Raw genomic sequence first — 13,448 nt, 5'->3', positions numbered from 1 at the left:
ATCTATCTTGCCGCTTGCAAAGGGCCAGATAGGGCCGAGTTTTGGGAGTTGCCATCGGTGAAGCATCAATCGGGTCGCCCTTCTTCCGGCCAGGGATCCTGGCCAGAATATCTGCAGCGGGTGGGGCGTGGGGCAGTGGAGACGGGATCCCAAGTTGCTCTGTGGATCCTATCGGGGCCGCAGTGGCGGGTTTTGGCTCTGTCGGCCTTGGCGTTGGCAGGGCTGGCCTTCTGGAATGGGCGGCTGGCGCTCTCTCTGGGGGTGGGCACCTTGGTGATGTTGGGGCTACAGGGGGTGCGCAGCCCTGAGTTCAACCGCCGCTGGCAGGAGTGGCAAGCTTGGTTTCGGCAGGCGGATCGCTGGCTTTTGCTGGCAATTGGTTCGGGAGCAGCCGCCACCTTGGGCACCTACACCCTCATCTCCATCTGGGCAGAATCCACCCAACGCTGGCTGGCCACCGGTGCCATTCTACAGGGATTGGCCACTCTAGCCTTGTTGTCGCTGCTGTTTGGGGAGTGGCTCAGGGGCCGACAAGAGCGGCAACGGTCTCAATTGGAGCGCGACCTCAGCGACATTGCTTCTCCCGATCCCTTCCGACGGCTGGCGGGCGTTCGCCGCTTGCAGAGCTTAATGTCCCACCTGGATCCCGAGCAAACCCGGCTGGCGGTGGATTATCTGCGGTTGGCCCTCGACCAAGAGACGGTAGCGGTTGTGCGGGAAGCCCTGCTGGAGGCCCTACAGGGATGGGGGATCCTGCGCCGCCTCAACGATTTGACCAATCTCAAACACCCCAGCAGGGATCCCTCTTCAAACTAAGATAACGGCTGTCTTGGTCCTCAAGGGTTTGACTGGGATGATAAATTCAGTCCCTTGGGCAATCCGCCAAATAGATTGCTCACCTCAGGTTTAGCTAAACCGCCGAGAAGCCCCGCGCTGTATGCGTAGCAACCCTGCGGGAAGCTAGCTACAGGGTCGGGAGTATGTTACGCGGCATACCCCCTTTCCATCTAGGCTCAGGCTTGTCCCTCTGCCGCCAGCCCTATTGCAAAAAGCTTGCTTGGAGCTGGCCTGCAAGGAAGGCTAGAATCTTTTACTATGGGTAATCCTCTCCAGCCGCTCCCTTAGCCGCACTGTGCCAGCATGTATACCATTTCCGACTTTGACCGCCTGATCCAGTTTCTCCCGGTGGAGATCCGCCCTGAAGTGCAGATCGAGATCGGCACCCCCGACCAGTCTCGGGTTGTGCAGCCGTTGTGGCGCTTTCCCTGGCAGAAATACTCTCGCTTCGCCATTGACCTCAGCCGTTGGCAGAAGCTGAGCCCTGACCAGCAGAAGATCTACTTCTTGCGAGAAGCGGTGATGGCCACAGAGCTGGCTTTGGGGGATAACTGGTCGGCGTTGTTGCTGTATCCCGCCTTGATCGGGGCCGGCAGCATGGGCATTTTGGTAGAGCTGCAGATGGGAGATAACCTCGGCGTTGGCTTAGCAGCAGGCTTGGCCGCGTCAGCGGTGTTTCTGTTGCGCAAAGCGGAGAAGGGCCAGAAGGCCCAGGTGGCAGCCGACGAGTTTGCCGTGCGCTATGCCTCCCAGAATGGCTACACCTCCGAGCAAGCTGCTGCTATCTTGCTGAGCGCGCTGCAGCAGGTGGCCATGCTGGAAGATCGCGTTAAAAATGACTACGACACCACCATGCGCCGCCGCAACCTGGAGTTTTTGGCGCAGCGAGGCCTGGGAGCTGGCACCCTGACCATCAACCCCAAGTACCGCAACAAGGGGCAAAGCTCCAGCCCGAATCCTTTCCAAAACCCTTTCCAGCGCTGAGGCCTCTCAAAGCTAGTTAGGGATTGACTGGGCTTATTCTTCGTCCTCTTCCAACTCTGGAAGCTCCTCAGTTGGGGTAGACTTGATCGCCTCATCTTCTACAATCACAATTTCTGTATCGGGGCTGTAATACCGACGCACATCCCACTCCGTAATCCAGCGGCGAATAATTGACCGCACAGTGGTTGTGCTGTAGAGCTCAGGAAGCTGTGGCAGCGATGGGCGTACCCAATCGGGATAAGCTTTCTGGTAGAGATCCGCTACCCTATGCCACATGGATTGAATGTCCTCGCGGGCTTCTAAGCAGGAACAGAGAGGGGTAGCTTGGCTAATAGCCTCCATGCCGGCCTTTACAACTTCCTCAGACATATGCTTCTGGAGAGCTATCTTAGGTGCTTTCTCCCAATCTCCTTTTTCTTGTAGAATGACCCTCTCGAAATCGCGGGTTACTGCTCCTACGAAAACCAGCGGAGCTTTCTTTATTTCTTCAGGCAGGGTTGTTGTACCAAACAAGTGCCCAAGAACGCGGTACGACTTGACCCGCTGAAGAAGACTGTACTGGGCAATAAGCTCAATCTCATCCACCAAAACCACCAAGCCCCCAAACCCTATGGCCCGACATAGCTGGGCACAGAAGGCCAGGCGCTGCCAGTGTAGGCTTTCTGCAGGGGGTAGCTTGCCAATGGGATAAGCACCTGCCAAGCCGTGATCCCGTAGGCTTCGCCTTACCTCTGAGGACTTCAGAGTGGGCTCACCAGCCCAAAAGCGGACAATGGCGTCTAGCTTCTCGTCATCGCCTCCTAACCTTTGGTACAGAGCCAAGGTGGCCGGCCACCAGCCTGACCCAAACTGCCACTGGTTAACCCAAAGCTGGAACTTCTGGAAAGAAGGCGAGAAAGAAGGCGAGGAGTCCTGTAGCCGGGCTGCCATGCCTTGGATCCCACGCTCAACCATGTCAGGGAGCTCGACCTGGGCAAGGAGGCGGGGAATCAGGCGATTGGGGTTACCGAGGGGCAACTCTTTGGAGACGACAACTAGGGAGGTGGCAAAATTATTCTTCCTTGCTCGCTCCTGCAGGGTTAGTAGAAGATGGGACTTGCCTGTCCCAAAATCCCCCTTTATCAGCATTCCTGCAGGGCCTGAACTAGCACCCTTGCACAGCTCTTGAAAACCCTCCTCAATCTGAGACTGCCAAGAGCCAAGTTCTGCAACTGCGAACCGGTTAGGAACGCCATTTCGTAGGGCTTCAATGGCCCGCCTAGCTGCAATCGCTACATTCATAGAAGCTGCACCATAGCTGTGCATGGATTAGGCTTTTGAAGAGAAGAAACCTCATTCTCAATTCGAGTTTGCAAAGCTCGATATCTATGATAAGACAGACGCTCAGATTCAATAAACTCTGGAGGAGCTAAGAAAATTAACACAGTTTTTTCTAGTTCACTCTCCGCATCGATAAACTCACGCAAAGTCTCGTAGAGCTCAAGGATTTGTCGACTGGTAAAGTTAGGGCGTCCACTGGGGGTCCGCTCGTAGTAGTGAAGCAAGCTGACAAGGACTGCTACTAAGCCGGATCGTCGTGTAAATAGTCTTAAGAAAGAAAGTAGAATCCCTCGAGCATTTGTCCTGTCAATCTTTCGAAAAATAGCCGCTTCACGCACCCGGCTGATAGAGCTCAGCGTACCTTTAAGCCACTCTTGAATTGCAGAGCATAGACCTTCCAGAGTGCCTGGGCTTTGAAGGGGTTCGTAGACAAGTCGGACTATGGCTTTGCGAAAGTCAAGGGCTAGTGAGTAATCCAGAAAAATACCTCTCTTAATTTCCCGCTGAAACTCTAGTTTGATCTCACGGGCTTCAATCTGATAGAATTCGGCCAACTGCTCTAAAGTGCAGTCCTGCAGATCTAGCCTGGGAGGGTATCCAATTTTTTGGAGAATGTTGAAGCGCAGATCTTTGGCAAAAGTCTCCCAATCTACTCTCTGAGCAAGGGCAAACCAAAGCTGTTCGACTGAATGCAGCTTTAAGCACTCCTCTGTCAAATCAAAAATATGAAAGGAATACTGGTTAAGCTTTTCCAGCAGCGCTTTCCGCACCCAAGAGTAGGAATCTTTCGGAACAACGGCCAGCTTGACAGTGGCACCACCTTCAGGGATAAAAGAACGCAAGTAGTCTTCTTCCAGACAGCGCAGCCACAAATCAGGCTCTAGCCGACCCTGGCCCTCTTCGCTCATAGCTTCTCAAACTCCAAAAGATAGTAGGCGTGCTCCACCCCAGCTTCGTCTCGAATGCGGTAGTAGCGACCCGAGCGCGTGCCTGTAGACGCGGAGAAGATCAAGCGGTAGCCCTCCACATGGTTGGTGCCATTTCGATCCAAGAGGTAAAGATGCCGCGTAAACTCCACTTCGGTGTAGTCTGGGTTGTTGAGGTGGAGCACCTCGAAGACATCGCGAGCAGGTACTTGAAGAGAACGAGGCAGCTCTGCGCTTGACTTTCTCAAGTAACCCGCTGCAATTTTTGCCGCTTTCCAGATGCGTTCAAGAACTACCTCTGGATTAGTTTCTTTCCCTTTGGTCATTCTTGCTCGGAGAATCTTCTCTGCAATGGCACTGGGCCGTTGAGAGCGTAGAAGCTTGCGATCTATGCGCACTCCCTCCCTGGAAAAGCGCACTAAGGCGGGGAAAGCTACAAAGACATGGGGGCTTTCCGTAGGCAGCCAAGGCTGGCCGACTCGTTCTCCTACCTCGCTAGCAAGTTCTTCAAGAGAAGTTCTCTCCAAAACCTGCTGGGTTTGTTCAAGGGCTTGTCTTACCGTCTCCACCTGGGAAAGAGCCTCGCTGAGGACAGAGCTACAGCCTTGTAGCTGGCGGCTCAGGGCTGGAACTTGCCCTCCTTTACAAGCGACTTGGGCTTTCCCTGCGGTCTCCTTTGCTTTCTTAGTCAGGGCAAATAGCTTGCCTAGCTCGTCGTCAAGAGTCTTGAAGAGGGCTTCAATCATTAGTTTTTGGGCCTTTTCTTCGAGAAATCTAGCATCACCAAGAGTTTGGGTGCAAGGCCTTCCCACCTCCGGCTCTTCAAGGCATACGCAGTTCCCCTTCCACCTCAAGGCGGGTGTAAGGGCCAATGGAGAGGAAGCGCTCCCCTAGCATTTCAGCAGCAGCAGGCTGAATCCAGCCCATACGCTGCAGCAGGTGCAAAGCCAGGGCATACTTGGCCCGGGCGGCTCCATCCTGGACCTTGATGGCCAGGCCCATGCCTTCCCCCACCCGGCCAATGCACTGGATCCCTTCAGCACCCGATTTGCTCACCAGATCCCCTTGAGTGGCCCGCATCAATTCCGTGTCGAAACACCCCTGTCCAGCCACCATCTCCGGGTGATGGGTCATGGCCCGTGCTACCGATTCCAAGTCGGGCCGCTCGCCGGCGGTCAGTTGGGCGAATAGAGAAGCCAGGTGGTTCAGTTGCAATTGGTAGGTGGGCACCCCACAGTCATCCCGCGCAAACAAAAACTCCTCCGAGGGCATTTGCAGCAAATCCGCCAACTTGGCCCGCACCAGCGCTTGCACCGGATGCTGCCGCTGGGCATAGTCCGACAAGGTCCAGTTTTGGGCGCGGCTGGCCACGAGCATGCCAGCATGTTTGCCGGAGCAGTTGTGGCACAGGGGGCTGGGCTTGCCGGGTGGGGTGGGGCAGACCAGCAAATCGGGAGACAGATCGGCCCGCCACAGTATGCTGAACACCTGCCGCGCATGAGCCGTGGTGCCCTGATGGGATCCGCACATGATGGCAATATCTTTCTCGCTGAGGCGGTAGCGCTCGCGGATGCCGGTGGAGAGCATGGCCAGTGCTTGGAAAGGTTTGAGGGCAGAACGGGCAAAAACAGGGGTGGTGCTGTTGCCGGCCATGGCCAGAGAACGCCCGCGGCTATCGGCCACGACAGCTTGGCAATGATGGATAGATTCGGTCAACCCCTCCCGCAAGACATGGATTAAGAGTTCAGGGGCGGTGGAACGATTCTCAAATGACATGAAAACCTGGGAAAGGGCTGACGAAGCTGGGAAAGAGGATGTGTACTCTTCAAATCATACGCGCAGATCCTACGCGAGAAGTTGGCGGGATCCCCTAAAGTAGCAAAATGGAACCCTTCCGCTCGGATCCCTGACCTCTGCCATGTCCTCCAATCCCCTGGTGTTTTTGGTCTGTCACGGCAGCCGGGATCCCGATTATCAGCAGGCTTTGGCAGATTTGTTGGCCCGGGTGCAGCAGCAGCTGGCTCCCCAGCCGGTGGAGCTGGCCCAGTTGGAAGGTCAGCCTCTCACCCTGGCCGAACAGATTCAAGGACGGCTGGCAGCTTGGCTGGGCGCAGGCCGATCTCCCGATCAAGTGGTGCTGCTGTCGCTGTTTATGGGCGAGGGATCCCATGTGGAAGAGGATTTACCGGCTGCGGTGAAGCAGGTTCAAGCTCGCTGGCCGCGCCTGCCCATCCGGTTAACACCCCCCATTGGCCAGCACCCGGCCCTCCTGGATCTGTTGGTGGCTCGCATTCTGGCTCCACAGCCCTCTTGCTCTGCAACGCTCAGGCAATCCGGCGAACGGGCAGATGCCTGGATTGTGCTTGGCCATGGCAGCCGTCTGCCGGGGTTTGCCGCCCAGCTCCAAGCCGGGATCCAAACTGTGCAACGGCGCTTGCCCGAGATCCCCTTGCATGTGGCTTTTGCTGCCCAGTCCCCCACCTTAGAAGCGGTCGTGATCCATTGCTTGCGCCTTAGCCAGTGCCGTCTACGGGTGCTGCCGTTTTTTCTCTTTCCAGGCGGTCTGCTGCGCGCCCTACAAGAACAGGCTCAGCGATTACAGCGGGAATGGCCTCTGCTCCAAATCCAGGTGGAGCCGCCCCTCTGGCGGGATCCTCAACTGATGCAGGCCATTGTGGAGACACTCCAGGCTTTTAGCCCGGCGCTGGAATAGCCGAATCTTTCCCGTTCCCTCAAAATGGATATTTCCAACAGCAATGACGCGACCAGGACTTGAGATGGGCAAAGTGTATTTGGTGGGGGCAGGGCCTGGGGATCCAGGGCTGCTGACGGTGAAGGGAAAGGCGCTACTCGCCCACGCGGATGTGGTCATCTACGATGCTCTGGTGGGATCCTCCATCCTGGAGCTGATCCCGCCGACGGCAGAACGGATCTATGCTGGCAAACACTGCGGCGCTCACACCTTGCCCCAGGAGCAGATCACAGCCTTGCTGATGGAGAAAGCTCGGACGGCAGCCGTGGTGGTGCGGCTCAAAGGGGGGGATCCCTTCATCTTTGGGCGAGGCGGCGAGGAGATGTTGGCTCTGGTGCAGGCCGGGATCCCAGTGGAGGTGGTGCCGGGAATTACGGCGGGCATTGCCGCCAGCGCCTATGCCGGGATCCCTCTCACCCATCGCGACCTCAGCTCCTCAGTTGCTTTTGTTACCGGACATGAGGCGGCAGGGAAATACCGCCCTCAGGTCAATTGGCGGGCTTTGGCCGGGGCGGTGGAAACCCTGGTGATCTACATGGGCATGCACAACCTCAGCCACATTGCCGCTGAATTGTTGGCCGGAGGGAAAGCTCCCGACACCCCGGTTGCCCTGATCCGCTGGGGCACCACCCCTGAGCAAGAGATTCATCTGCTCCGCCTGCAGACTCTGGCTGGGCAGCCCTCGCCCGTAGCACCGCCTTCAATTGTTGTGGTGGGAGCGGTGGTCAGCCTGGCCAGCTTGTTGCCCACTTTGCGTCCGCCAGTCTCGTATTGCTCCGCAGCGCTTGCGCAACCGGAATCTCCATGAACGCCTTCTTTCGCAAGTTGGGTGCCCTCTTCTCCGCCTACTACGCCTACATGCTGGAGTACCGGGCCGAGCTGATCCTGTGGGTGTTGGCCGGATCCCTGCCCCTGATCATGATTGGGGTGTGGAGCGAGGCAGCCCGCTCAGGAGACTTCTCGCTGTCTGCTCTGGAGTTCATCCGCTACTTTCTGGCGGTGTTCCTGGTGCGCCAGTTCACCATCGTCTGGGTCATCTGGGACTTTGAGCGAGAGGTGGTCGAAGGCAAATTATCTCCTCGCCTGTTGCAGCCTCTGGATCCCGCTTGGCACCATGTGGCCAGCCACCTGATGGAGCGCTTGGCCCGTCTCCCCTTTACCCTGGTTTTAATCGCCCTTTTCTTCGTCCTCTACCCCCGTGCCTTTTGGATCCCCTCTTGGGCCCAGGCGGGGCTGGGATCCCTGGCCATTCTCCTGGCTTTTGCCCTGCGCTTTCTCATGCAGTACACCCTGGCGCTGCTGGCCTTTTGGGTGGAACGGGTGACGGCCTTGGAGCAGTTCCATTTTTTGGTGTACTTGTTTTTCTCGGGGGTGATCGCTCCTCTGGAGGTGTTCCCACCACCCGTGCGCCAGGTCTTGGCCTGGACACCCTTCCCCTACCTGGTGCATTTTCCCGCCAGCCTCTGGGCAGGGATCCCGGTGGACATTCTGCGCGGTTTTGGCCTGGGCCTGGCCTGGACGGGCCTGCTCTGGCTGGCTAACCGCTGGTTGTGGCGCAAAGGCTTGCAACAGTACTCGGGAATGGGAGCTTAGAGGGCCAGGTTCAGCTAGAAATCGCAGGAGCCCCGCACTGTACCCGTAGGGTCAGTGCCGGGAGGAATGCGCTTTGATGAAGTACAATGAACTTATGAGCCAAGTCCTGACCGTCTCCTGTAAGCTCAAGGCGTCCCAGTCGCAAGCCGCCAAATTGGACGCGACGATGGAGGCTTTTGGCCAAGCCTTGAACTGGGTCAACCAGAACACGCCGGAGAAGATCGTCAACGCGGTCAAACTGCAATCCCTTTGCTACTACGAGATTCGAGCCCGGTTCGGCTTGTCCAGTAACTTGGCAAGGACTACGTCCCGCTTACGCGACCAACAGGTGTGCAGACGGGTAGCGGGTTCCCGCAAAGTGGCGAGACAGCGCAACCGTCCGGTTAAAGAGTTCAAGCGTAGGTTCGTTACCTACGACGCACGTATCTTTTCATTCCGCGAGAAAGACTGGACGGTGTCGCTGACCACGGTTGAAGGGAGAGAACGCTTTGAGCTAGCCATTGGTAACTACCAGAGGGGAATGCTGGCTGGCTCTAACCCCAAATCGGCCACCCTAGTCCAGCGGAAGGATGGCTCCTACTACATCCAGATTTGCGTAGAGAAAAAACCACCCAAGCAACAAGATACCGACAAGGTGATCGGGGTGGACTTGGGAAGGACAGATATTGCCCATACGTCAGACGGGGACAACTGGAATGGACAGCAGTTGAACAGAGTCCGCGACCACTACTCCCGGTTGAGGGCGGCACTCCAACGCAAAGCCAGTAAGGGCACACGCAGTTCGCGGCGCAGATGCAGAGAACTGTTGCAACGGCTGTCTGGCAAGGAGAGACGCTTTCAGTCGCGTCAGCGTTGCGTAGCAAAAACGTGGGTCAATCATCGCATCTCCAAAGCTATTGTCTCTAGGGCAAAAGCTACCAACAGCGCTATTGCTCTGGAAGACCTGACAGGGATCCGGGAAAGGGTCAATCAACAGCCACGCAGCAAAGCCGAGCGGCGTAGGACCAACAGTTGGGCGTTCTACCAACTACGTCAATTTCTGGAATACAAGGCGAGGGTTGCAGGGGTTTCTCTGATTCTTGTGCCGCCCGCCTACACGTCGCAGACCTGCCACAAGTGTTTGCACATCCATCCCGACCCTGCGCAATCCTACCGCAGTGGCAAGTCGTTCAAGTGTGGGCACTGTGGATGGGAAGGGGATGCGGATTTGAATGGTGCGAATGTGATTGCGCTCTTGGGGGCTGCCGTAAACCAGCCTAGAGGTCCGGGCTTGTTTTGTTCTCTGGTAGAGCAGAACAGGCTCAGGGCTACTGAAAGCCCGCTCCGTACCGCTTAGCGGTCGGAGCCGGGTAGTTTACCTTTCAACCAGGCCACCCTTGAAACCACTATTATGGGTCAAGGCACCCCAGCCAAATGACGAATCCTGTCCGTCTCCCTAAAATAGCGACAGATAACAGGTGAATAGCGCTTTACCCTTTTCCCTAACAGCCTCCTCGAGTCCTCATGAAGCGTGTACTGGTCGTAGATGACGATCCCCTCTCCCTGAAGGTGCTGAGCCGCCACCTGACTCAGCATGGCTATCGGGTTTGTACAGGCGCTTCGGGTGTGGAAGGATTGCGTCTGTTTGCCCAAGAGCAGCCGGATGTGGTGGTTTCAGATGTGGTGATGCCGGAAATGGACGGCTTTGAGTTTTGCCGACAACTGCGCCAACAGCGCGGCGGCGAGCTCGTCCCCTTCATTTTTCTCTCTTCGCGGGGAGAGATCGATGACCGAGTTCAGGGCTATGAGCGGGGGGCGGATGACTACATCATCAAGCCCTTTGAACCCCTGGAACTGGTGGCCAAAATCGAGGCCCAGATTGAACGCTCCCGCCGCACCCAATCGGAAATTTTGCGGCTAATCCAACAGCAGTCCCAGCCAAAACCCGAAGCGGACCCCCGCCCCACCCCACCCGAATTGCCCCTGACCCCTGCCGAAGAGCGGGTCTTTCGGGAAGTCATTCGCGGCTTCACCAACAAGCAAATCGGCGAGAAGCTGTTCATCAGCCCGCGCACCGTGCAAACTCACCTGACCAACATCCTCAGCAAGCTTTCTTTGGAAAATCGCTCGCAACTGGTGCGTTTTGCCTACGAACGGGGCTACACCGCCGAAGAGGAGCCGGGCCAGAAGGGATCCCTTTCAGGCCAGGTGTAGCCTCAAAACAGCACGTGGCGCTTTTCGCACCCGGCAGGGGATCCGCTCCTTGCCCAAGCGGACAAATGCCTCGTAGCGATGGCAGCCGGAGAACCCATAATACTCCCCTTCCACTTCCAAAACCTCAATGGGCTCCTGTAGGCCGACTGCTTCAATGGAAGCCATCAGCGCCTGCACCTTATCCGGATCCGTTTGCCGCGGCAAAGGGCGGCGAATTTGGGCAAGGGGAATCTCGCGAATCTGCGCCATGTTGAACTTTCTCCCTAAGCAAGCTACTTAATCATACTCGTTATGACTTTGCTCTATCAAGACTGGCAGAGGGTATGGATTCTCAGGCCAGAGCATGGCAGGATAACACCATTCCTCACTGCTCTCTCCCTCAGTAGCCAACCCAGCCATGTGGCAACTCCTCAAAGCCTTATGGGGAAAGATCGCCGGCCAAGCCCCCCCTGCACCCCCCGCTGCCGCGCCACGCAAGGCCCCACGACCGCCCCTTGGCAAGAGGCCGGTTCAGCAGCCCTCTCTTCAGAAGGCCGCTGCTGCGAAGGCTACCCGCAGAGAAGAAGCCCCTGAGCCCACCCCAGAACATCCCGCCCCAAAAGTTGCAGTAGCCCAACGGGGTGAGGAACCTGTGGTGTGGATCCCTGCTCAGGAAAAATCCCCAGACTCCCAGGCAGTAGAATCCCCCATCGGCCCAGCTCAACCCACCTCTACGGCCAAAAGCATCAGCAGCTTCTGGGCCATGACCGACACTGGATCCCGGATTTCCTGCATTGCTGCCACCACCGACAGTGGCCGTGCGGTCAGCTCCATTGCGACTGCTAGGCTCCGCCAACCGGAATAGCGACCGGGATCCCTCTGGCTCCAGAAAAAACTTCAGGGCAAGTCAGGAATAGCTCCTATCCATTCCTACCCACCACTGCAGGGATCCCCAGGGGGCATTGGGCCGATAATAGACAGGTAGCGTTGGGGGCTGCCAAGCATGCTGGAGATGATCTTTAACGGGGCTAACTGGTTTGCTCTGCCCTTTTGGGCCTTGATGATTCTGCTGCCGGGTTGGAAGGTAACCCGCAAAGTGATGGAATCGCTTTTGCCCATCGCTCTTTTGGCGGCGGTTTATTTGTATCTTTTGGTCACCGGGTTTAATGCCGATGTTCTCAAGGAATTTTCCAACCCTCAACTGTCTCTGACCAGCTTAACTGGCCTATTCAGTCAACCCTCTGTTATGGCGACGGGATGGGTCCACTACATCGTCATGGATTTGTTTGTGGGCCGCTGGATCTTCTTGGAAGGGTGGGATAAGCGAGTATGGACAACCCATTCCCTGATTTTGTGCTTGTTTGCTGGGCCTGTGGGTCTGCTCTCCCATTTGCTTACGGTGGCGATTGTACAAGCAACTCGCCAGAACCGGCCCAGTGTTGCTCAACCTGAAAAAGGCTCAGAAGTGCCGCAAGAATCCATCTAGCCCCTGCTTGGCTTTATAGCTCTTTCCGATGCACAGGGTGCAAAATGAGCAGCGTGGGATCATCCTCGACCTCAACGTTGCTGCCACGCAGCTCCCCAGCGCTACGTACTCGCCAGCACACAGGGTGGTTCCCGAGTGCCTTTAGGTGCCGTTGTAAACAACAACCACAAAACCCACTGAGGTCGGATCCAACCGTCAGGCTGTCGGGTTTAGGGCCTACAGCCCGTTTACGCGAACAATGCGCCCTGTGCTGCTGTGGGCGAGAGCGGCTGACTACCCTGGCACTGCAGGCAGCGTAGCACAAAGCCGCTTTAAAGGGCGGGGCTTCAAACCCAGTTTTTCGGTAACCGAATTCTTGTATTCTGAAACCCTGACATACTCCCCGCCCTACTGGCTTGCTTCCGCGCAGCGATGGGACGGGGCCTTAAGCTCAGTCTTCGGGTAAACAGGAGTGCAAACCTCTCATGACTGCTACCTTTGTTCACACACCCTTGGCGCAAACTGTTCTGCCTCGCCCTTCCCGAACTCGGGATCTCCTGCTGGTTCTGGGGGGAAGTTTGTTCGTAGCTGCCCTGGCTCAGGTGCGGATCCCTCTGCCCTTCACGCCGGTACCGATTACCGGGCAAACCTTTGGGGTGATGCTGGTGGGGGCAGGCTTTGGGGCACGGCTGGGCTTTCTCACGTTGCTGGTGTACCTGCTGGAAGGGATCCTGGGATTGCCCTTCTTCAGCGGTGGCGGATCCGGGCTTGGCCACTTGGCGGGGGCGACGGGGGGCTACCTATTGGCTTTTCCCCTAGCTGCGGGGCTGATGGGCTGGTTGGTGGAGCGCTGGGGCGTGGATCGCAACCCCTGGAAGATGGCGCTGGCGATGTTATCCTGCTCAGCTCTGATTTTTTTGCTGGGAGCCACTTGGCTGGGGGTGTGGCTGAACCAGAATGTTGAGCCCACCTCGATCTTGGCCGTCCTCAACAAAGGGGTCTTCCCTTTTATCCCAGGAGACTTGGTGAAGTGCGGACTGGCGGCAGTGCTGCTGCCCACCATCTGGCGCTGGGTGGGACGGGAAAGGCCACCGGCTGACTCGTAACCCACTGGGCAAGAGCAGCAACTCTAAAGACCGCTCCGGCAAAGCAGAAGGGGCCTGGGATTAGCCTCGGGTCGGAAAATCTAAAAAAAAGATAACAGCTCCGAGGATTTGGCCTTTTTTCTGAGATTCTAAAAACTGTGCTCAATGCGATGTTCAATACGGCCTATTCATGGAGCTTTTCTTTACATTGCTCTAGAGTTTTATAAGTCGCTGACTGGTCGCGGCAGAGCCCCCTTGTGGGGCTTTTTATTTTCTATCTGCCGACCGGAAAAAGTTGAACTCAACCTACTATG

Annotated in this window: 15 protein-coding genes and 1 pseudogene; 10 read left to right on the top strand and 6 right to left on the bottom strand. The window is 56.9% G+C overall.

Going from position 1 to position 13,448, the window contains the following annotated elements; genetic code table 11:
* Nucleotides 1–57: 57 nt before the first annotated feature.
* Entirely contained in the window at nucleotides 58–816 is a 759-nt protein-coding gene (locus tag ACVWZF_RS08330) for a hypothetical protein (RefSeq protein ID WP_011432665.1), read from the top strand.
* A 324-nt stretch (nucleotides 817–1,140) separates the two neighbouring features.
* Complete coding sequence (locus ACVWZF_RS08325) at nucleotides 1,141–1,821, top strand: DUF3318 domain-containing protein (RefSeq protein ID WP_011432666.1); 681 nt, start codon at nucleotides 1,141–1,143, stop codon at nucleotides 1,819–1,821.
* A 33-nt stretch (nucleotides 1,822–1,854) separates the two neighbouring features.
* Here the strand turns inward: ACVWZF_RS08325 and ACVWZF_RS08320 are convergent, their stop codons facing one another.
* From ACVWZF_RS08320 to ACVWZF_RS08300, 5 genes and pseudogenes are all read right to left on the bottom strand, one after another.
* A complete protein-coding gene (locus ACVWZF_RS08320) occupies nucleotides 1,855–2,775 on the bottom strand; it encodes an ATP-binding protein (RefSeq protein ID WP_238376913.1) in 921 nt (306 codons plus the stop codon).
* Nucleotides 2,776–2,838: 63 nt separating this feature from the next.
* A pseudogene (locus tag ACVWZF_RS08315) lies at nucleotides 2,839–3,102 on the bottom strand (BREX system ATP-binding domain-containing protein); the annotation flags it as partial.
* Nucleotides 3,099–4,049, bottom strand: coding sequence for a hypothetical protein (locus ACVWZF_RS08310; protein ID WP_011432669.1), 951 nt, complete (start codon nucleotides 4,047–4,049; stop codon nucleotides 3,099–3,101). The pseudogene ACVWZF_RS08315 and the gene ACVWZF_RS08310, both read right to left, overlap by 4 nt.
* Entirely contained in the window at nucleotides 4,046–4,315 is a 270-nt protein-coding gene (locus ACVWZF_RS08305) for a hypothetical protein (protein WP_238376915.1), read from the bottom strand. Before ACVWZF_RS08305 ends, ACVWZF_RS08310 begins: the two co-directional genes overlap by 4 nt.
* Nucleotides 4,316–4,889: 574 nt before the next feature.
* Nucleotides 4,890–5,843: an asparaginase gene (locus ACVWZF_RS08300; protein ID WP_011432671.1), complete on the bottom strand. Its 954-nt coding sequence runs from the start codon at nucleotides 5,841–5,843 to the stop codon at nucleotides 4,890–4,892.
* A gap of 142 nt (nucleotides 5,844–5,985) precedes the next feature.
* Here ACVWZF_RS08300 and ACVWZF_RS08295 point away from each other — a divergent pair, with 142 nt between their 5' ends.
* The 5 genes from ACVWZF_RS08295 to ACVWZF_RS08275 all read left to right on the top strand — a co-directional run bounded on the left by ACVWZF_RS08295 (nucleotide 5,986) and on the right by ACVWZF_RS08275 (nucleotide 10,605).
* Nucleotides 5,986–6,780, top strand: coding sequence for a sirohydrochlorin chelatase (locus tag ACVWZF_RS08295; RefSeq protein ID WP_011432672.1), 795 nt, complete (start codon nucleotides 5,986–5,988; stop codon nucleotides 6,778–6,780).
* Between the two features lie 64 nt (nucleotides 6,781–6,844).
* Nucleotides 6,845–7,627, top strand: coding sequence for a uroporphyrinogen-III C-methyltransferase (cobA, locus tag ACVWZF_RS08290; protein ID WP_011432673.1), 783 nt, complete (start codon nucleotides 6,845–6,847; stop codon nucleotides 7,625–7,627).
* Nucleotides 7,624–8,412: an ABC transporter permease gene (locus ACVWZF_RS08285; RefSeq protein ID WP_457411254.1), complete on the top strand. Its 789-nt coding sequence runs from the start codon at nucleotides 7,624–7,626 to the stop codon at nucleotides 8,410–8,412. Before cobA ends, ACVWZF_RS08285 begins: the two co-directional genes overlap by 4 nt.
* 94 nt (nucleotides 8,413–8,506) lie before the next feature.
* The gene (locus ACVWZF_RS08280; RefSeq protein ID WP_457411264.1) at nucleotides 8,507–9,748 is read left to right on the top strand and encodes an RNA-guided endonuclease InsQ/TnpB family protein; all 1,242 of its coding nucleotides are present in this window, start codon (nucleotides 8,507–8,509) and stop codon (nucleotides 9,746–9,748) included.
* 167 nt (nucleotides 9,749–9,915) lie between these two features.
* Nucleotides 9,916–10,605 (top strand): response regulator transcription factor, encoded by a 690-nt coding sequence (locus ACVWZF_RS08275; RefSeq protein ID WP_011432676.1) that lies wholly within the window; start codon nucleotides 9,916–9,918, stop codon nucleotides 10,603–10,605.
* Here ACVWZF_RS08275 and ACVWZF_RS08270 read toward each other — a convergent pair.
* Nucleotides 10,591–10,854: a sulfiredoxin gene (locus ACVWZF_RS08270; protein WP_011432677.1), complete on the bottom strand. Its 264-nt coding sequence runs from the start codon at nucleotides 10,852–10,854 to the stop codon at nucleotides 10,591–10,593. The two genes, ACVWZF_RS08275 and ACVWZF_RS08270, sit on opposite strands and share 15 nt — an antisense overlap.
* A 148-nt stretch (nucleotides 10,855–11,002) precedes the next feature.
* On the opposite strand from ACVWZF_RS08270, the gene ACVWZF_RS08265 reads away from it, so the two are divergent.
* From ACVWZF_RS08265 to ACVWZF_RS08255, 3 genes are all read left to right on the top strand, one after another.
* The gene (locus ACVWZF_RS08265) at nucleotides 11,003–11,449 is read left to right on the top strand and encodes a hypothetical protein (protein WP_011432678.1); all 447 of its coding nucleotides are present in this window, start codon (nucleotides 11,003–11,005) and stop codon (nucleotides 11,447–11,449) included.
* A gap of 138 nt (nucleotides 11,450–11,587) precedes the next feature.
* A complete protein-coding gene (locus ACVWZF_RS08260; protein WP_011432680.1) occupies nucleotides 11,588–12,070 on the top strand; it encodes an ABA4-like family protein in 483 nt (160 codons plus the stop codon).
* 464 nt (nucleotides 12,071–12,534) lie between these two features.
* Complete coding sequence (locus ACVWZF_RS08255) at nucleotides 12,535–13,155, top strand: biotin transporter BioY (RefSeq protein WP_011432681.1); 621 nt, start codon at nucleotides 12,535–12,537, stop codon at nucleotides 13,153–13,155.
* The last annotated feature ends 293 nt before the right edge of the window (nucleotides 13,156–13,448 follow it).

It is taken from the genome of Thermostichus sp. OS-CIW-30 (assembly GCF_054060215.1).
Note: the sequence above shows the minus strand (reverse complement) of the source record. Positions and strands in the feature narration are given on the sequence as shown.

Excerpts from the sequence above, each read along its gene's own strand:
- ACVWZF_RS08325 (WP_011432666.1), top strand. The coding sequence starts at position 1,141 with ATGTATACCATTTCCGACTTTGACCGCCTGATCCAGTTTCTCCCGGTG.
- ACVWZF_RS08320 (WP_238376913.1), bottom strand. The coding sequence starts at position 2,775 with ATGGTTGAGCGTGGGATCCAAGGCATGGCAGCCCGGCTACAGGACTCC.
- ACVWZF_RS08310 (WP_011432669.1), bottom strand. The coding sequence starts at position 4,049 with ATGAGCGAAGAGGGCCAGGGTCGGCTAGAGCCTGATTTGTGGCTGCGC.
- ACVWZF_RS08300 (WP_011432671.1), bottom strand. The coding sequence starts at position 5,843 with ATGTCATTTGAGAATCGTTCCACCGCCCCTGAACTCTTAATCCATGTC.
- ACVWZF_RS08295 (WP_011432672.1), top strand. The coding sequence starts at position 5,986 with ATGTCCTCCAATCCCCTGGTGTTTTTGGTCTGTCACGGCAGCCGGGAT.
- cobA (WP_011432673.1), top strand. The coding sequence starts at position 6,845 with ATGGGCAAAGTGTATTTGGTGGGGGCAGGGCCTGGGGATCCAGGGCTG.
- ACVWZF_RS08285 (WP_457411254.1), top strand. The coding sequence starts at position 7,624 with ATGAACGCCTTCTTTCGCAAGTTGGGTGCCCTCTTCTCCGCCTACTAC.
- ACVWZF_RS08280 (WP_457411264.1), top strand. The coding sequence starts at position 8,507 with ATGAGCCAAGTCCTGACCGTCTCCTGTAAGCTCAAGGCGTCCCAGTCG.
- ACVWZF_RS08275 (WP_011432676.1), top strand. The coding sequence starts at position 9,916 with ATGAAGCGTGTACTGGTCGTAGATGACGATCCCCTCTCCCTGAAGGTG.
- ACVWZF_RS08270 (WP_011432677.1), bottom strand. The coding sequence starts at position 10,854 with ATGGCGCAGATTCGCGAGATTCCCCTTGCCCAAATTCGCCGCCCTTTG.
- ACVWZF_RS08265 (WP_011432678.1), top strand. The coding sequence starts at position 11,003 with ATGTGGCAACTCCTCAAAGCCTTATGGGGAAAGATCGCCGGCCAAGCC.
- ACVWZF_RS08260 (WP_011432680.1), top strand. The coding sequence starts at position 11,588 with ATGCTGGAGATGATCTTTAACGGGGCTAACTGGTTTGCTCTGCCCTTT.
- ACVWZF_RS08255 (WP_011432681.1), top strand. The coding sequence starts at position 12,535 with ATGACTGCTACCTTTGTTCACACACCCTTGGCGCAAACTGTTCTGCCT.